The 17,211-nt window shown below is 52.7% G+C and carries 17 protein-coding genes; 7 read left to right on the top strand and 10 right to left on the bottom strand.

All coding sequences use genetic code 11. The features are described 5' to 3' along the window. Positions 1-150 precede the first annotated feature (150 nt). Genes PGR29_RS16060 through PGR29_RS16090 form a run of 7 tightly spaced genes read right to left on the bottom strand, consistent with a single transcriptional unit; the run spans position 151 to position 7,069 of the window. Positions 151-1,095, bottom strand: coding sequence for an oligopeptide/dipeptide ABC transporter ATP-binding protein (locus tag PGR29_RS16060; RefSeq protein WP_015370095.1), 945 nt, complete (start codon positions 1,093-1,095; stop codon positions 151-153). Continuing rightward, positions 1,088-2,077 (bottom strand): ABC transporter ATP-binding protein, encoded by a 990-nt coding sequence (locus PGR29_RS16065; protein ID WP_213317219.1) that lies wholly within the window; start codon positions 2,075-2,077, stop codon positions 1,088-1,090. Before PGR29_RS16065 ends, PGR29_RS16060 begins: the two co-directional genes overlap by 8 nt. Further along, positions 2,077-2,970 carry a D,D-dipeptide ABC transporter permease gene (gene ddpC, locus PGR29_RS16070; protein ID WP_410477034.1) on the bottom strand — a complete coding sequence of 298 codons (894 nt, stop codon included), beginning with the start codon at positions 2,968-2,970 and terminating at the stop codon, positions 2,077-2,079. Before ddpC ends, PGR29_RS16065 begins: the two co-directional genes overlap by 1 nt. After that, positions 2,971-3,990, bottom strand: coding sequence for an ABC transporter permease (locus tag PGR29_RS16075; RefSeq protein WP_015370098.1), 1,020 nt, complete (start codon positions 3,988-3,990; stop codon positions 2,971-2,973). It lies immediately after the preceding gene. Positions 3,991-4,050: 60 nt separating this feature from the next. Further along, positions 4,051-5,613, bottom strand: coding sequence for an ABC transporter substrate-binding protein (locus tag PGR29_RS16080; protein WP_113374610.1), 1,563 nt, complete (start codon positions 5,611-5,613; stop codon positions 4,051-4,053). Further along, positions 5,610-6,191: a D-alanyl-D-alanine dipeptidase gene (ddpX, locus tag PGR29_RS16085; protein ID WP_113374609.1), complete on the bottom strand. Its 582-nt coding sequence runs from the start codon at positions 6,189-6,191 to the stop codon at positions 5,610-5,612. Before ddpX ends, PGR29_RS16080 begins: the two co-directional genes overlap by 4 nt. An 11-nt stretch (positions 6,192-6,202) precedes the next feature. Beyond that, a complete protein-coding gene (locus PGR29_RS16090) occupies positions 6,203-7,069 on the bottom strand; it encodes a MurR/RpiR family transcriptional regulator (RefSeq protein WP_087858664.1) in 867 nt (288 codons plus the stop codon). A 321-nt stretch (positions 7,070-7,390) separates the two neighbouring features. Between PGR29_RS16090 and PGR29_RS16095 the strand changes: the two genes are divergently transcribed. Beyond that, on the top strand, positions 7,391-8,152 hold the full coding sequence (locus PGR29_RS16095) for a transporter substrate-binding domain-containing protein (RefSeq protein ID WP_316424865.1): 762 nt from the start codon (positions 7,391-7,393) through the stop codon (positions 8,150-8,152). 50 nt (positions 8,153-8,202) lie between these two features. Here the strand turns inward: PGR29_RS16095 and PGR29_RS16100 are convergent, their stop codons facing one another. Together PGR29_RS16100 and PGR29_RS16105 are read right to left on the bottom strand one after the other, a co-directional pair. Further along, complete coding sequence (locus tag PGR29_RS16100; protein ID WP_113374606.1) at positions 8,203-8,811, bottom strand: transporter; 609 nt, start codon at positions 8,809-8,811, stop codon at positions 8,203-8,205. Positions 8,812-9,141: 330 nt separating this feature from the next. Further along, entirely contained in the window at positions 9,142-9,936 is a 795-nt protein-coding gene (locus tag PGR29_RS16105) for an SDR family NAD(P)-dependent oxidoreductase (RefSeq protein ID WP_087858659.1), read from the bottom strand. Positions 9,937-10,261: 325 nt separating this feature from the next. Here PGR29_RS16105 and PGR29_RS16110 point away from each other — a divergent pair, with 325 nt between their 5' ends. From PGR29_RS16110 to PGR29_RS16130, 5 genes are all read left to right on the top strand, one after another. Beyond that, entirely contained in the window at positions 10,262-11,044 is a 783-nt protein-coding gene (locus PGR29_RS16110) for an alpha/beta fold hydrolase (protein WP_087858658.1), read from the top strand. Between the two features lie 94 nt (positions 11,045-11,138). After that, entirely contained in the window at positions 11,139-11,702 is a 564-nt protein-coding gene (locus PGR29_RS16115; RefSeq protein ID WP_045395159.1) for a peptidylprolyl isomerase, read from the top strand. A gap of 41 nt (positions 11,703-11,743) precedes the next feature. Then, a complete protein-coding gene (locus PGR29_RS16120) occupies positions 11,744-12,070 on the top strand; it encodes a hypothetical protein (protein ID WP_316424870.1) in 327 nt (108 codons plus the stop codon). Positions 12,071-12,080: 10 nt separating this feature from the next. After that, complete coding sequence (locus PGR29_RS16125; protein ID WP_316424871.1) at positions 12,081-12,917, top strand: MBL fold metallo-hydrolase; 837 nt, start codon at positions 12,081-12,083, stop codon at positions 12,915-12,917. 114 nt (positions 12,918-13,031) lie between these two features. Next, positions 13,032-14,246, top strand: coding sequence for an acyltransferase family protein (locus PGR29_RS16130; protein ID WP_087858655.1), 1,215 nt, complete (start codon positions 13,032-13,034; stop codon positions 14,244-14,246). A 218-nt stretch (positions 14,247-14,464) separates the two neighbouring features. On the opposite strand, the gene PGR29_RS16135 is transcribed toward PGR29_RS16130, so the two are convergent. Next, positions 14,465-15,352, bottom strand: a complete 888-nt coding sequence (locus PGR29_RS16135; protein WP_316424873.1) for a LysR family transcriptional regulator — start codon at positions 15,350-15,352, stop codon at positions 14,465-14,467. Between the two features lie 411 nt (positions 15,353-15,763). Here PGR29_RS16135 and PGR29_RS16140 point away from each other — a divergent pair, with 411 nt between their 5' ends. Beyond that, the gene (locus tag PGR29_RS16140) at positions 15,764-17,191 is read left to right on the top strand and encodes a bifunctional 2-methylcitrate dehydratase/aconitate hydratase (RefSeq protein ID WP_045395151.1); all 1,428 of its coding nucleotides are present in this window, start codon (positions 15,764-15,766) and stop codon (positions 17,189-17,191) included. Positions 17,192-17,211: the final 20 nt, after the last annotated feature.

Consider the following 17,211-nt stretch of genomic DNA (forward strand, 5'->3'; position numbering starts at 1 on the left):
CCTACGGTCTGTGCGCACCCTGCGCCACGTAAAGCATATTGCATAAAAATCAACCGGGAGCGCAATGTCCTCTGAAGCGACATGCGATAAACGTTTTCTCAAGCGAAAAAGTTGCAAACCGATAACAGTAGCACCGGGCGGCGACCGGTCTCATCTTATTGTTTGCGCTTTCCAGCAGCGGACCTGCGCGCCATTCGCTTGTGCCTCCAGCGGCTGCGGCCGTTCGCAGCCCTGGCTGGCGTAAGGACAGCGTTCCCGAAAGTAGCAGCCCGTCGGCAGCCGGCGGTTACCCGGTAGTTCGGTATTGCGCACACCTTCGCCTAATGGCGAACCGATGCGTGGTACCGACTCCATCAATAGCCGGGTATAAGGATGCGCGGGATTATCCAGTACCTGCCGGGCCTCCCCCATCTCAACGATTTGCCCGAGATACATCACCGCCACCCGATCGCTCATATGGCGTATCACCGAGACGTTATGCGAAATCAGCACGTAGGTGAGATTCTGCCGCTGCTGCAGTTCGACCAGCAGATTAAGGATCTGCGCCTGCACCGAGATATCCAGCGCCGAAGTCGGCTCATCGAGCACGATTATCTCCGGCTGTGACGAGAGCGCGCGGGCGATGGCGATACGCTGGCGCTGGCCGCCGGAAAAAGCGTGCGGCAGCCGATCGAGATATTCGCTACGGATCCCCACCTGTAGCGCCAGCTGCTCGGCGAGATCGCGACGCGCCTTTTCAGGCATGCGCGATTGGATCCACACCGGTTCGGTAATGGTGCGCCAGACCGGTAGCCGCGGATCCAGCGATGAGAGCGGATCCTGAAACACCATTTGCATGCGTCCGCTCTGGTTTTCGCCGCGCGCCGGCGCGCGGGTGAAGTGGCCGGAAGAGGGCTTTAACATGCCCATCAGTAGCTTCGCCAGGGTGCTTTTTCCACAGCCGGATTCGCCAACGATCCCTAAGGTTTCGCCGCGCCTGGCCGTCATATCCAGACCATTTAGCGCATAGACGCGTTCGATGACTTTCCCGCGCCAGTTTTTCTGCGCGGCAAAGGTCAGGTGCACATCATTGAGGGTTAATAGCGTCTCAGACATGGGCGTTCTCCCGTTGCGGGTACCAGCAGGCAGCCTGTCTATCGGCGGCGCTACCATGAGCCTGCAGCGTGGGGGTGATACCGCAGGCTTCACCCGCGGCGAAGCAGCGTTCGCGGAAGGCGCAGCCGGCAGGAAGACGCGCCAGATTCGGCACGGTGCCGGGAATAGAACGTAGCGGCGCGCGCGGTTCGCCATTATCGGGGGCGCTGTTTAACAGGCCGATAGAGTAGGGATGCTGCGGCTGCTGCAGCACTTCCCCGGTGTTGCCGCTTTCAATGACCGCGCCGGCGTACATGACGTACAGCCGATCGCACACCTGAGAGACCACCGCCATATCGTGGCTGATAAACAGCACGGCGGCACCGGTCGCCTGGGCCTTTTGCTTTAACAGGCGCAGCACCTGACGCTGCACGGTGACGTCCAGCGCGGTGGTTGGTTCGTCGGCAATCAGCAGGTCGGGCTCGCAAGAAAAGGCGATAGCGATCATCACCCGCTGGCGCATGCCGCCGGAGAGTTCGAAGGGATAGCGCTTGAGCACGCTTTGCGGGTCGGCAATTTGCATATCCGCCAGCAGTTCGACGGCGCGTGCGCGCGCCTCACGCATCGACATGGGACGGTGCTGGCGAATGACGTCTACCATCTGCTTACCGATGCGTCGGGTAGGGTTTAGCGCGGTCATCGGCTCCTGAAAAATCATCGCGACCTTACTGCCGCGAATATCGCGCAGCGTTTTTTCCGTTAGGTTGAGCATATCGTGACCCATCAGGGTGATAGCGCCGCTATGAATCTGATAGCTACCGGCGGGGAGCAGACGCATCGCCAGCATCGCGGTCACCGATTTACCGGAACCCGACTCGCCCACCACGCCGACGATTTCACCGCGATCGATGTGCAGCGAGATATTATTCAGCACGTTGACCTGGCCCTGATAGACCGGGAAACTCAGGCGAACGTTATCGATAGTTAAGACCCGATTTTCCATTAGTTGCGCCCTCCGGCCTTGGGATCCAGCAGATCCTGAATGCCATCGCCAAACAGGTTAAAGCCGACGGCGGTGATCAGGATCGCCGCGCCGGGGAAGGCGCAGTACCACCACTGATCGAGCACGTAGTTGCGGCCGTTAGCGACCATCGCGCCCCACTCCGCAGTGGGCTGCTGGGCGCCGAGGCCAATAAAACCGAGCGTGGCGGCCATCAGGATCGCGCTGCCGATATCCAGCGAGGCCTGCACCACCAGCGGCGGCAGGGCGTTACGCAGAATATGCCAGCTGATCAGATGCCAGCGCGAGGCGCCAAACGTCACCGAGGCCTCGACGAAAGTATGCTGACGCACGACCAGCGTCTGGCCGCGGGCCAGCCGCACGTAAAATGGAATACGCACGATGGCGATCGCCAGCATCGCGTTGAAAAGGCTCGGACCTAACGCCGCCGCCAGCGCCATGGTCAGCACCAGAGACGGAATCGACAGCATAATGTCCATCAGACGCATAATCAGCGCGTCGCTGCGCCCGCCAAGCACCCCGGAGAGACAGCCCAGCAGCGAGCCGCTGATCCCGGCGATCAATACCACCGCCAGCCCGGCGGCTACCGACTGCTGGCTGCCGATCAGCACGCGGCTGAACAGATCGCGGCCGACCTCGTCGGTACCAAACCAGTGAGCGAACGACGGCGCCTGCAGACGCGCGGCAAGGTTGATAGCGTTAGGATCGTGCGGCGTCAGCCACGGCGAGAAGATCATTAAAAACAGCATGATCAGCATGATCGCCGCGCCAATTAGCGTTAGAGGACTTTGGCGGATCAACCACCAACGACGCTTCCAGTGGCCGCTTTTTTCAGCCTTTGGCCGTGGAAGCAGTTGTTCCTGAGTCATCATCACTTAGCTTTCTCCCCGACCCATGCGCGGGTCGATCCATAAATAGAGCAGGTCGACTACCAGGTTGACCAGTACGTAAGCAAAGGAGACCACGATGGCGAAGCCCATCACGGCGGGGAAATCGAGCGCCTGAATCGAAGACACCACGTAAGCGCCCATTCCAGGCCAGGCGAACACCGTTTCCGTGAGCACCGCGCCGTACAGCAGATCGCCCAGCGCCAGCCCGAGCACGGTGATGGAGGGGATCAGCGCGTTGGGTAGCGCATAGCGCACCACAATGGTGAATTTCGGCAGGCCGCTGGCCAACGCGGTCCGAATGTAATCCTCATTGAGCTGTTCGAGCATCGCCGAGCGGATCTGCCGGGCGACGATGCCAAGATGAACGAAGGCAAGGGTGGCCGCCGGCAAAATGAGGTGCTGCAGGGCATTGAAGAAGACCTCGATATTGCCTTCCAGTAGTGAATCCAGCAGATAAAAGCCGCTGACGCGGGTGGGCGGATCGAACCAGTCATCGAGCCTGCCGCTGCCGGGCAGCCAATCGAGCTTGCCGTAAAACAGCACGATCACTCCGAGACCGAGCCAGAACGCCGGGGTTGAAATGCCGGTCAGCGCCATCAGGCGCACCAGGTGATCGGTCCAGCGATTGCGGTATACCGCCGACAGCACGCCGAGCGGGATACCGACCAGCAGGGCAATCAGCAGCGCGCAAAAGGCCAGTTCTAGCGTCGCCGGGAAGAAGGTTTTCAAATCTTCCAGGACCGGGCGGCCGGTGCGAATCGAGGTGCCGAGATCGCCGTGGAGCAGGGCGTCAACGTAGCGGGCAAACTGCTGCCATAGCGGTAAATCCAGCCCCAGCTGCTGGCGAATATGGCGGACGATTTCATCGCTGGCGCGATCGCCCGCCAGCAGCCGCGCCGGGTCGCCGGGAATCAGGTGCGAAATAATAAACGTAATCACGCAGACGCCGGCGACGACTAAAATCAGCCCCCAACAGCGCTGTCGTATTAAACCCCAGAAACTCATGATGGCGCTCCTCGGCCGGGCCTGCGACGGCCCGACCAGACAAGATGGAGAGACGGCCCGCTACTTGTGCATGTCGGCGATATTGTAAATCTGCTCAAGCATCGGGTTGAAAACGAAGCCTTTCACCTCTTTGTTCATGGCGACCTGATAGTTTTTCTGGAACAGGTAGACGTAGGCGGCGTCATCAATGACGGTCTTTTGCGCCTGCTGATAATCTTTGGTTCGCGCCGCCTGATCGGTGGTGGCGACCGCCTGTTTCAATAACGCATCAACCTGCGGGTTGTCGTAGAATGCGCGGTTTCCCGGCAGCCCTTTTTTGTCCGACTCGAACCAGTAGTTCATAAACATATAGGGGTCGGCGAAGTCCGGGCTCCAGTTACCGATAGCGATGTCGTAATCACCTTTACCCACGCGCTCGCGCATGGTGGCGTTGGCCAGTTTCTCCAGCTTGACCTGGATACCCAGCGCCTGCAGGTTGGCCTGAGTGGAGAGCGCAATCGGCTCCCAGTTCGGATCGTTATCGGAGTAGAGGAACGTCAGCGTTTTCGGCTTATCCGCCACCTTATCCAGCGCCGCTTTGGCTTTGTCGGGATCTAATGAATACTGCATGGCGCTGGCGTCGTAGCCCCACATGCCATCGGGGATCGGCCCGCGCATCTGCTTACCATTACCGCCAAGAATGCCGTCGACCATGCCTTTATAGTCCGTTGCCCACGACACCGCGCGGCGCAGATCCGCCTGGTTCATCGGCGCTTTGCTGTTGTTGAGATACAGGTAGGTGACGCGCAGCGCCGGGTAGTCGTAGACCGCGACCTTGTCCTCTTTCTTCAATGCCGCAAACTGATCGACCGGCAGGGCGTCGGCGATATCCAAATCGCCCTTGGTCAACTGCAGACGACGGGCGGCGCTTTCGCCGATGATTTTCACCGTGACGCGCTTAAAGGCCGGCTTGTTGCCGCTGAAGTGCGGGTTGGGCACCAGCACCAACTGTTGCCCTTTCTGCCAGCGCTGCAGGCTATACGCGCCGGAGCCCGCGGTGTGCTCGGCCAGATAGGCGCGGGCGTCATCGGCGGCGTTGGCTTTCAGCACCGCCGGGTTAATGATGGAGGCGCCGTCATTGGCGAGCGTATGCAGGAACGGCGCGAAAGATTCCGGCAGCGTGAAGCGAACGGTGGCCGGATCGACGGCATCCACCTTCAACCCGCTGGGAAACGCCTCCGATGGCCCCTGTTTAATGCGCATTAGCCGTTCGAAAGAGAGTTTGACCGCCTCTGCCGTCACCGGCGAGCCGTCGTCAAACTGCGCGCCTTTGCGCAGAGTGAAGGTCCAGGTTTTGCCGTCGTCGGAGGCCTGCCAGTTTTCGGCGAGATCGCCTTCGACATCGGTTGAACCTTTGCCATTATCGGTTTTGTATTTGACCAGCCGCTGATAGGCCGGGTAGGTCACCGTCCAGTCGTTGTTATCGATGGTGACGGCCGGGTCGAGCGTTTGCGGGTCGGCGGCTTTGCCTATCACCAGCATATCTTTTGGCACCGCGGCAAAGGCGGAGGGGACAGCGGCGCAGAGCGCGGCGGCTAACAGTAACGGGCGAAAACCTACGGATGCTGGGCGAGTCATGTTCATGGTGAAACTCCGTCAATCTGAGCGGGGGAGAAACAGGCGAAAACATCATCGAGTAGCGGATAACCGGCCGCGTCCGGTAGTTCGAAGTGCCACCATTCCGTGGTAATACCTTTAAATCCGCCGCCGAACATAATGGCGTTCAGCAACAGGCGATTGCGCTGGGCCTCCTGCGCTACCGCCGGGTGGTAGGGATGCGAGCGATCGTCCATTTCGTCAAAGGCGGTGCCCATGTCGAGTAGGTTGTTGTGGTCATCGAGTAGCGTTACGTCGATGGCGGTGCCGCGGCTGTGGTTGGAGCCGATATTGGCCGGTACGACATAATCCTGGTTCGGGCAGGCATTCCACAACAGTTGCTGGGCGCGCTGTGGACGATAGGCGTCAAGCACCAGCAGGCGATAGCCCGCCAGCGCGGCGATGGCGATAGATTTCTCCAGCGCGGCGGCCGCGTCGGGGTGCAGCAGGCAGCGGGCTTCGCGATAAATCGGTTGGCCGGTAATGTTATCTGCGGTGGCGTATTTCAGGTCGACAGGCAGCGTGGGAAAACGCGCGGCGATATCCACCAGGGAAAGATGGCTCATCGAAAATTTCCTTAACGTTCAAACTGACCAAATTCCTGCTGCAGCGCGCGGTTCGCGGCAAGGCGGCTGGAGAGGCTCGGTCCCAGCCGTTCCACCACCGCGGAGAGCAGCAGATTAAAAAGACAACCGATCGGCGCCAGTGAATCCCAGAAGTGGCCGGTATCGGTTTTCACCTGTAATAAATCAACCGGATAGTCGCGTGCCCATGGGCACCAGATATCGGTGACCAGCGCGGTGGCAACCCCGCGCTCGCAGGCGACCCGGCAAAACTGGCGCGCGGCGACGGAGTAAGCGCGGGTATCGGTCAGCACCACATAGGGGCGCTGGTATTCAGAATTTAATGATTCCAGCCAGCTACCGGAGCTGCCGTCGGCGTAGGTCACGCGCGGGCGCAGGTATTCCAGATGGCTGAAGAACGTGTTGGCGATGCCGCGGGTCGACTGAATGCCAATGATGATAACCGCGTCGGCTTCGGCGATGCGTTGACTGACGCGGGCGAAGATCGGTTCCTGCGCCAGTTGGTAGACATAGCGAATGGCATCCAGCTCCATCTGCAACGACAGGCTGGCGCGATCTGGCTGCGCCTGCTGCTGTGACCAGGAGTCAAGCCGGTCAATCACTCCCCATTGGCGGTAGGGCGTTGAAGCGGGCTCCTTCAGGCTGTGCTTCACGTCATCGAGATTGCGATAGCCCAGCTTGCGCAGATAGCGGCCTACGGTTATCCCGCTGGTGCCGGTGGCCTGCGCAATGCTGTCGGCGGTCTCAAACGGGATATGCTCCCGATGGCTTAACAACCAACTGCCAATACGCTTTTCGCTCGGCGTGAGCTGGCTGAAAGTGGATTCAATAATGTGAAACAAGCCGTTGCTATCGTTCATCTCTGCCCTTAATGATAGTTCGCTCTCATTTAACAGAATTCTGATACTCAATTAACAAAGCACGATGCGTGCCAGCTGTGCCAGAAAGCGCTGTTTCCAGCAATATCGCGAATGTAATGGGGAAGTGTCGGATCTTGAGCGTAGATTTTGGCGATTCATTGCACAAAGAAGGTGCAATGAATCCTGGTTGTGCATCACAAAAATAAAACATATGGTTAACAAAATGGTTATAAGCCGGAGCGGTAGAGAGATATTTTTGCTTGCCGTCAGCGACAGACAGAGTGATAACCAAAAACCTGATGATTAAAAAAGGATCATGAAATGAAAGTGAAGGCGGTGCTTGCCCTGACGCTATCCCTGGCCGCACTGGCGGGCCATGCGCGTGATATGCAGTCGATTCAACAAAGCGGCGAGTTAAAGGTTGGCGTGCCGGGGGATTATGCGCCGTTGGCGTTTCATAACGGCGCCGGCGAACTTATCGGCTACGACGTCGATATGGCGCACGATCTGGGGAAAACGCTGGGTGTGAAGGTGACGTTTATTATCACCAGCTGGCCAACGTTATCGACTGATTTAAAAGCCGATAAGTTTGATATCGCTATGGGCGGCGTAACGGAGACGGCGGCACGGGCGAAAGATTTCTCCCTGAGCCATCCGGTGGTGGCCAATGGTAAAATCGCCCTGGCGAACTGCAGCGCCGCGCCAGCGCTCGGCAGCCTTGAAAAAATCGACCAGCCGAATGTGAAGGTGATTGTGAACCCCGGCGGCACCAACCAAAGTTTTGTTGATGAGCACATCAAGCATGCGCAGATCATCCGCGTGCAGAACAATGTCGATAATCTGCAGGCGCTGCGGCAAAAAACGGCCGATATGATGGTGACCGACCTGATAGAAGGGGATTACTACCAGAGTAAGGAGCCCGGCGTGTTCTGCGTGGCGAATGAGAAGCCGTTCCCCGGCACCGCCAGCTATAAGGTCTATATGATGAATAAGGATAATCCGGCGCTGCTTGAGAAAGTGAACCAGTGGCTGGACAGCCAGGACAAAAATGTGCTCAAGCGGAAGTGGAAAATTCAGGGGTAATTCATGATTCGCGCAGCCGCCCGAATGCGACATTCTGGCGGCGCAGTGGATTAGCTTTTCTGCCGCGCCTGATAGCGGAAGTAGCAGTAGTAGCCAATCGAGGCGGTCAGACAAAGCATGTAGCCGAACGATTCGCTACCCTCTTCAACGGTGTTTTTCACCACCCGCGCGTAATTTTCATCGAGTACGGCATACCATAAGCCATGCATGCCGAACAGCCGTGAGAAGACCAGAATCGCCAGCAGGCCGCTTATCATCATGCCGTAGTAAGGCGTGCGGGTGTATTGCGCCAGTTGCGACAGCGTTTGACGAGCGTGGCGCAGCGGAGCGATCAGCGCGGCTATCGTCGCTGCCAGCGCGAACCACACCCAGCTACCGTGAGTAATAAGATCAAACAGCGCATCCAGTTCGCGGATCAGCATCGCCAGGAAGAAGCCGCCAACGAGGATATTACAGTAGCGCAGGAGCTCATATTTTTTCGCCAGCAGGAAGTGAATCAGCACGATTATCGTCAGCACGACCTCCTGCACCACCTCGGTAAGCGAAATCTCCGGAATATCGTTGCCAAACACCCGGATATCCATCCATAGACAAAGTACCGCAATGGCGGAAGCCGCCGCCGCGCCGAGAAAGAAAAGTAAGCTTCTGATGACAGACATTAACACCACTATTTATATTCAAAACAGTAATGATAAATATCGTGAATGTGACTTCCTGTTCACTTTGTGCGACATCGCGGCGTGTTTTAAACCTTTTGAGCTATTTAGCGCTAAATAGCGCAACTGCAGGTGAGAAAGGGGAGCTTTACTCCCCCCAGACTGCTGACAAAGAAGGAAAAAGCGTGGTTTTTCCTTCTTTGTGGTTATCAGCCGAAAACCAATAAATTGATTTTCCTTGTTATTTGTCTCTTGCAATCTGTAAGTCCAACGGTTGCATGAGGTTTGTCATCAATCTCAGGGGAGCTTTGCTCCCCTTGCTTAGCGGACAATTCAGACAATATCATCGACCACGCCGCCATCGACCCGCAGCGCGGCGCCGGAGGTGGCAGAAGCCTGCTGCGAACAGACGTAGACCACCATATTGGCCACCTCGTCCACCGAGGCTGCACGCTGAATAACGGAAGCGGGGCGCTGCGCCATAACAAACTCTTTCGCCAGTTGTTCCAGCGGCTTACCGGTGCGGGCGACTTCCTCTTTCATCATTTCGGCAAAACCGTCAGAAAGGGTCGGGCCGGGCAGCACGCTGTTTACGGTGACGCCGCTGCCGGCGACGTATTTCGCCAGCCCGCGGGCCAGCGACAGCTGCGCGGTTTTGGTCACGCCGTAGTGGATCATGTCGGCGGGAATATTGCGTGCCGATTCGGAGGAGATAAAGACCACCCGTCCCCAGCCTTTACGCACCATGGCGGGCAACAGCGCGCGTGACAGGCGAACGCCGGACATCACGTTGGTTTGCCAATAGTTTTCCCAGGTGGCGTCATCGGTGGCGTAAAAGTCCTGCGGGCCGTAAATACCGGCGTTATTCACCAGGATATCGACTTCATTCACCGCCTGCAGCAGTTGGCTGACGCCCGCGGCGTCACTGAGATCGGCCACCGCGGGATAGGGCCGGAATCCCGGCACCTCCTGTTGCAGTCGCGCCATCGCCGCATTAACGCTATGTTCGCTGCGGCCGTTGATTATCACTTCAGCGCCGCTTGTCGCCAGCCCTTTGGCAATGGCATAACCGATGCCGGCCGTGGATGCCGTCACCAGCGCGACTTTCCCCGATAAATCAATATTCATGGTTGAGCCTTTTTTATGGAATGGAGTAGTAAGCGTAGCAGGTGGGAATTGGGGGGCTTTACCACATCAACAAATTCGATAGCGATATCGAAATTATCCGTTAGAGCACAGGATTAAATTACTCTAATAATACTAGCAGTACTAACAAGATAAGAACATTTATCCGATGTTAATGCGGGAAATAACCTCACGTTTTTCCTGATGAGTGCGCTTGCGGGATAGCTTAAACAGATAAACATTTCTTTGGTATAACCGTGCGTCTGAGCCTGTGTACCGGCATCCGGAGTCAATGATAAAAGTAAAAATAAGCATACGGAGATTTTAAATGTTTATCCGACCACTGAAATTAACTCAGCATGTCGATGTACAGGGCCCAGAAAATGCGACGACAGTGATTCTTCTTCACTCGTTAGGAACGGATATGCATCTTTGGGATCTGCAAATGCCGCGATTAACCGAGCGTTATCGAGTAGTCCGCCTGGATATTCGCGGACATGGGCTCAGTGCCGTCGACGCGTTGCCTTTTTCAATGGAAGATCTTGCCGATGATGTTATTGCTGTCGTCGATCATCTGAACATCAATAAGTTTTATGTCGTCGGTGTTTCAATTGGCGGCACGATAGCACAATGGATTGGCTTCAAATTACCGCAACGCGTACAGGGGATGGTGATTATTGATACTTCGCTGGTGAATGCCGCTCCGCCCTCGCTATGGCGCGCAAGGGCGGAGGATGTTTTCCAGCATGGTCTTGAGCACCTTGAGAGAGGAATTATCAGTAATTGGGTCACGCCGCAATTTATCGACTCGCCTGAGGCTGACGGTCTGAGGAAAATGCTGCGCAATACAACGGTCGAAGCTTTCTCCGGGTGTTCTTTAGCTATTGCCGATACTGATTTGACTAATATGGATATCCATGGCGTTAGTGCGGTTATAGTCAGGGGAGCGGAAGATAAGCTGACTCCGCAAGACTACGCGCAACGTCTGGCGAAAAAGCGTAATGCCGAATTACATGTTATCCCCGGCGCTTCACATTTACCTAATTTAGAAAAACCGGATGCGCTTACCGATGAGATCATTACATTTATTGAGAAAGCGCAAACACATTAATAGATCAATGCCGCGATAAGGGGCCAATCAGCGCGGCTAATGAGCAAATGCAGCGACAGGCGGTAATTTCTGTCGCCAGAATGGAGTAAATGATATGAATCGTCGGTTATTTATTGGCGGCTGCCTGGGATTATGTGCGGGCGCCGTCGCGTTGCCTGCCGCGTTAAAATGGCTAGGTTCTGCAGATGATACTATTGAGATGGAGTTGGATAGTGGTATCGTCACGATAAAGTTATTTTCTGATATTGCCCCTAATCATGTGGCGCGGATTAAGACACTCGTACAGTCTAAATTTTATGATGGTATGCCTTTTTCCAGGGTTATTGATGGGTTTATGGCGCAAACTGGTGAGCCGCTACAAAATACACGGTTTGATCCCCGCGTAATGCCAAAACTGGCTGCGGAGATTAATCATTTGCCGTTTGAACGCGGCACTATTGGCATGGCCAGATCGCGAAATCCGCACAGTGCTTGCCATCAATTTTTTATCACCTCAACCCGCGCTCGATATTTAGATCAAAACTATACCGTCGTTGGTCAGGTTACCAAAGGAATGGAATGGGTGGATAAACTCCGCCGTGGTGATGCCGAGTTGGGCACGGTGGTTAATCCGGATGTGATTAAACGCATGCGTCTGGTGACTACCCATACCGTGTAGTTCCACGTTGCTAAAATACCTGTTGCAGGAGTAGTTTCTAAATGCCCAGTATTACTGTATATACATCAGCAAGATATCGGTTGGATTCCGCCGCCTTTGCTGAATTTTCGATTGCCCTGGCAAATTTAGCCAAAGAGATACTGCAAGCTAAAGACAATAATATCCACATTACTTATCTCACTGCTGAAATCGGCTATGGTACGCCGGTTTATGTCGAGGCAAAACTCAGACAAGAAATATTTCGTAGCGAACCGGTGATGAATGAATTTTTACATCAGGTAGATTTGTTAATTAAAGAGAGGATCGGCGTTGTGGCGAGAATTCGCTGTTTCCTTTATCAAGCCAATAATATTTTCGCTAAAAATTAAAGGATAAAATATGAATGAAAAATTGCCAATGAAGGACCTTGGGGATGTCTTAGTGACTGCGGTTAGCGATGGCTACTTGCAGGTTGACTTCGGGCTACTGGCAAATGTAGATGAAACGGAGTGCAGGGCCATTCAGCAAAAATCCTGTCCTGAGGAACCAAATTCAGTTCATATCAATACCTTTTTAGTGCAGCAGCAGGGGAAGAATATCCTCATTGATAGCGGTGCTGGTGGCATTAAAGGTTGGGGGGGCGGTTTAGTTAAGAATTTAGCTAAACTGGGCTTGCAACCAGATGATATTGATGCCGTTCTACTCACTCATGCTCATCCCGATCATATTGGTGGCCTGGTTAATGCTCAGGGAGAAGCTATATTTCCTCGCGCGGAGCTATTCATCAGTCGTGATGAATATGATTATCTGCAAGACGATAACCAGTTTGCGACGGTCAGCGATCGCGTTAAAGGTAATTTCCTGTTGGCGCGCAGCGTTTTTAAACAGTATCAAGATCGGCTTCAGTTAATTGATGATGGTGAAGTGCTTGCCGGCATACGTGCTATTCCCTTGAAAGGCCATACACCTGGACATACCGGCTATAGCATTGTCGGGAGTCATAACAGCCTATTGATTTGGGGGGATATTGTGCATTTCCCACATATTCAGCTATTAAAGCCGGATGTCACTATCGCCTTTGATTATGATCCACTGTTGGCAGCGGAGACGCGTGCGCGCATCCTTGAGATGGCCAGCTCCGATCAAGTTCTTGTTGGCGGTATGCATTTTGGTCAGCAGGGTTTTGGTTATATTAAAAAGCTTAACACAGGATATTGCATTATTACCGATGAGTAATAGACATTAATCTGAGTCGATACTGCTTTGCCGTTATTAATTTTTATACCAGTAATCATCTTTCTATTTCAGAATAACTTGGTGATATAAAAATACCATCTGTGGAGGAGTGTAATGAGTTCTGTAATAACAAAAGAAATGAGTAGTGATAAGCTTTACGGTGAAGCACATATCACGCCAGGGATGCAATCAATAGCGGCAGGAGCATTTTCAGTGCGGCCTAAGCTTCCTTCCATCACCGGAAGCAGGTTTTGGGCTGCTTTTTTAGTTTTTTTATTTCATGCATCACTGCCCAGCGATCTCGCCCCATTCGCCAATCCGACGATTCAACATATCTATACCGTTATTGTCGGTAAAGCTGGTTGGCTGGGAGTGTCATACTTCTTTATTTTGAGCGGGTTTATCATGGTATGGTCCGCGAAAGATACGGATACCGTTGGTGATTTTTATCTGCGGCGTTTTGCTAAAATTTATCCAACACATTTCCTGACATGGTTGGTTGCATTTTTAATTGGTGCAGTCAGTGTTTATCAATATAAATTATGGTCGACCAATCTGCTGTTGGTGAATACCTGGTTTAACGATGTACATTACTTTTTCGTTGGTAACCGGCCGAGTTGGTCTTTATGCATCGAAGCGATGTTTTATCTCTCTTTTCCATTCCTTTACCGGATTATGAAGACGATCCCGACAAAGCATGATTTACTTGCCCTGTTGTTGGTCACAATGACATCGTTAGCAGTCCAGGTTGCGATCTATCTGTGGGCTGAACCGAATAAAATGATGGGAGCATTCCCTATTTCTCAACATCATTTCTGGATTTCGTATATTTTCCCTCCGGCACGTATTTTTGAGTTTCTGGCCGGTATGTTTGCTGCACGACTACTCATCAATGGCCGGGCAATTATGTTGTCGAAAACGGTATCACTTGCCTTACTGGTGGCAACGTATATTGCTTCTATGTATATTCCATACCAATTTAGTATGAGTGTCGTATTTATCATTCCTGTTTGCTTGTTAATTACCTCTTTTGCCGGCGATGACTTGAAAACCAGGAAAACTGCATTGAATTCGCCAACCTCGGTTTGGTTAGGAGAGATCTCTTATGCATTCTATATGGTTCATTTCTTAGTACTGTTTTATTTTTTGAATTTAACGGCAGGGAGAAAGTTTGATTTAGCTGAAGGAATAGGGCTTATCGCTGTTGCTCTGGTTCTGTCAATTGCTTTCGCCGCTTTTTTATACAAATACTTCGAAGTACCAATGATGAAAACGATTCTGGCAAAGTTTCGGGAAAGAAGGTTGGTCAGCCTGCGCGAACCCTCATGATGACAGATTGAATATTCAGCATTTCTGGTGGGAGGCATGCGTCAATGAGATGCACTCCCACGCTTTACTGCTTAATCAGTATGAAAGCCGTAGCTTTCTACAAGATTTTCCTTGAATGACAACATATCCCCGCTAATCACCTTTACCGATCGTCTTCAATAGGTAGGTGTATTTTATAATGTGGTGCGAGCATAATTTATGCAGTTCATATGAGTTAGTTAATAACCGATATCGCGCAGCCGAGGATCCTGGAACACAGAGGTCATCATACCGGTGAATTTGGCGATATCCAGATAGGCACAGTCTGTTCGGTACACCAACTCTATTTTGAAGTCATTGAACTGCCCGGAGAGCTGATGAATCTTAATCTTGTTCTTAACTTCACTACTAATAGAACAGCGCAACACCAACGATACCCCTTTACCCGCGGCAATGCTTGAGAACAGCACTGGATAAGATCCGCATTCAACGACACGTTTTGGCGTGATATTGCCTTCATTGAACAGCACATTGAAGTTGCGCGTAGACGTTGCACATTTTTTACTACTGAGCAAAAAGACTTCGCCATCCAGACTGGAGATATCAGTAATGGGAGGTTGATTTTTCTCGGTGATAATTACCAGCTCGCTTGAGAGCAATATGGAACGTGCATGTTGTGTATTGGAAAATCCGGCGCCAATAATTACCGCATCAAATTCGTTTTTATCAAAGGCGCTGAGCAAACTAATTGTGTTGCCGATTGATATGTCGATGTTCCAGCCCAGCTCCTGGCCTAAATCAATCAAGGAACTAATAATATAGGGGGGTAAACATTCAATTATTCCAACTCTTATCGTCAACTGACTGCTTTTAGAGTAGGAAATGTTGTTTTTGCAATCGTCCGCCAGGTTCAGAATTTTGAGTGCATACTCATAAAGTATCTGGCCTTGCGCTGTGGGAGTGCATCCTTCGGTTTTCCTGTCTAACAGGGTGACATCCAGGTTGTCCTCGAGACTTCGTATTCGGTGGGAAATGCTTGATTGCACTCGATTCAGGCGCTCTGCGGCTTGGGTTATATTCCCTGTCTCCACCACCGTCACGAACGCAAGAAGTTCACTTAGCTTCATTTGAGACCTCATGCTAAAAGTTAGTTTAATGTTGCAATTGTATTTATAATTTGTGATGTTTGTTTTGTCATCATGTTTCTAATTGCCAGTGTTGGTAGTGCTGGCCAGAGAGCGTCACAGCGAAGACGTTCGACATCAATAAGCTTATTCGTATATCAATTCGTATGTCCTGAATCTCCATTGCAATGAGCCATGCTCTGTTGAATATCATTAAGGTATCAATCTTTTCGATGAATACCTCGATTTTATTCGCTGGTTTTTTATTGCTGCGCCAATTACGATTTAATCAGTAAGGCCAATTATTCATTTTATAATCAAGTGGTTACGCATCCTCTTGTATTCAGTTATCTCGCTTTTCTGGCCTTTATTACTCGTATTGATGAAACCTTCATTTCGTTTATGGGATAAAACATGGCGCACGCTGAGTTTGATAAAATAATGATCGATCTGGTTGATTATGCCTACGAGCAAACAGCCTTTAATAATGAGACGCTCCGGATGGCGCGTTTTTGTCTGCTGGATTCAATTGGCTGCGCGATAGCCGCCTCTACAGATGCCGACTGTTCCAGACTCATGCGCAGCGCGCAATTCAGTCGCAACCCTCAGGGGGTCCCGGTCATGGGGACGCCATTGCGGTTAGGGCCAATCGAAGCGGCTTTTCAAATTGGTTCGATGATCCGCTGGCTTGAGTTTAACGATACCTGGCTTGCGCAAGAGTGGGGACATCCGTCCGATAACCTTGGGGCAATCCTGGCCGCTGCCGCGTGGCGGAGCCTCTCCGATAGCGCCCAGCCAGAGGTGAGTATGGCGGCGGTTCTGAACACCATGGTCAGGGCGTATGAAATTCATGGCGTACTGTGCCTGTCGAACTGTTTTAATGCGCTAGGTATTGATCATGTCGTGCTGGTCAAGGTGGCTTCGGCGATTGCAGCTGCACAGATCATGGGATTATCGAAGGATCAGGCGCTGAGTGCGCTTTCCAACGTGATAATTGATGGCCATGCGCTCAGAACTTACCGACATGCACCTAATGCAGGCACCCGTAAATCATGGGCCGCCGGCGATGCCACAGCTCGCGGACTGCAATTGGCGCTGTTTGCCCAGGCAGATGAGATGGGGTATCCGACGGCGTTAACGGCTAAACGCTGGGGATTTGATGATGCGGTGCTACGCGGTCAGTCGTTCAACCTGACGCGAGATCTCTCAGACTTCGTCATCAATAATATATTGTTTAAAGTTCCCAATCCTGCTGAATATCATGCTCAGACCGCGGTCGAGGCGGCAATTAACCTGCGTGAAAAAATACTTGCCGCCGGTTATTCACCTGAATCAATCGAATATGTTCGCGTAGAAACGACGCGTCCGGCGATTCAAATTATTGATAAATCAGGTGTGCTGAATAACTCAGCCGATCGCGACCACTGCCTGCAATATATGGTAGCGGTAGGGCTACAAACTGGAAATCTGACGATTAGGGATTTCCATGAGCCATTGGCCTGCGATCCGCAACTGGAAGCCTTACGCCACAAAATTACCTGCACTGAACGTCCTTCTTTTACCGAAAGCTACTACGACCCAGAAAAACGCGCGATCCCGAATGCGCTGTACATTAAATGTCGTGGAATGACGGAGGAGATTGCCGAGCTTATTGAATATCCGCTTGGTCACGTCCGCCGTCGTGAGGAGTGTTTTGACGCACTGCTAACCAAATTCCATCTGAATCTTTCAGACAGCCCGCTACGCGATCGGGCGGACAGACTGGCCGATATCCTGACCACTGGCCCGGCGCTTGAGACTATGTCTGTTAATGAGTTCCTGAAACTTTTTTCCTGGCATTAATCCATTTCTGAATCATTGAC

This window comes from Klebsiella sp. 141203 (assembly GCF_032601985.1).
GTDB lineage: Bacteria > Pseudomonadota > Gammaproteobacteria > Enterobacterales > Enterobacteriaceae > Klebsiella > Klebsiella aerogenes.

Bases quoted from the DNA above. Each gene is read 5' to 3' on its own strand.
- PGR29_RS16060 (WP_015370095.1), bottom strand. From the start codon at position 1,095: ATGTCTGAGACGCTATTAACCCTCAATGATGTGCACCTGACCTTTGCC.
- PGR29_RS16065 (WP_213317219.1), bottom strand. From the start codon at position 2,077: ATGGAAAATCGGGTCTTAACTATCGATAACGTTCGCCTGAGTTTCCCG.
- PGR29_RS16075 (WP_015370098.1), bottom strand. From the start codon at position 3,990: ATGAGTTTCTGGGGTTTAATACGACAGCGCTGTTGGGGGCTGATTTTA.
- PGR29_RS16080 (WP_113374610.1), bottom strand. From the start codon at position 5,613: ATGAACATGACTCGCCCAGCATCCGTAGGTTTTCGCCCGTTACTGTTA.
- ddpX (WP_113374609.1), bottom strand. From the start codon at position 6,191: ATGAGCCATCTTTCCCTGGTGGATATCGCCGCGCGTTTTCCCACGCTG.
- PGR29_RS16090 (WP_087858664.1), bottom strand. From the start codon at position 7,069: ATGAACGATAGCAACGGCTTGTTTCACATTATTGAATCCACTTTCAGC.
- PGR29_RS16095 (WP_316424865.1), top strand. From the start codon at position 7,391: ATGAAAGTGAAGGCGGTGCTTGCCCTGACGCTATCCCTGGCCGCACTG.
- PGR29_RS16100 (WP_113374606.1), bottom strand. From the start codon at position 8,811: ATGTCTGTCATCAGAAGCTTACTTTTCTTTCTCGGCGCGGCGGCGGCT.
- PGR29_RS16105 (WP_087858659.1), bottom strand. From the start codon at position 9,936: ATGAATATTGATTTATCGGGGAAAGTCGCGCTGGTGACGGCATCCACG.
- PGR29_RS16110 (WP_087858658.1), top strand. From the start codon at position 10,262: ATGTTTATCCGACCACTGAAATTAACTCAGCATGTCGATGTACAGGGC.
- PGR29_RS16115 (WP_045395159.1), top strand. From the start codon at position 11,139: ATGAATCGTCGGTTATTTATTGGCGGCTGCCTGGGATTATGTGCGGGC.
- PGR29_RS16120 (WP_316424870.1), top strand. From the start codon at position 11,744: ATGCCCAGTATTACTGTATATACATCAGCAAGATATCGGTTGGATTCC.
- PGR29_RS16125 (WP_316424871.1), top strand. From the start codon at position 12,081: ATGAATGAAAAATTGCCAATGAAGGACCTTGGGGATGTCTTAGTGACT.
- PGR29_RS16130 (WP_087858655.1), top strand. From the start codon at position 13,032: ATGAGTTCTGTAATAACAAAAGAAATGAGTAGTGATAAGCTTTACGGT.
- PGR29_RS16135 (WP_316424873.1), bottom strand. From the start codon at position 15,352: ATGAAGCTAAGTGAACTTCTTGCGTTCGTGACGGTGGTGGAGACAGGG.
- PGR29_RS16140 (WP_045395151.1), top strand. From the start codon at position 15,764: ATGGCGCACGCTGAGTTTGATAAAATAATGATCGATCTGGTTGATTAT.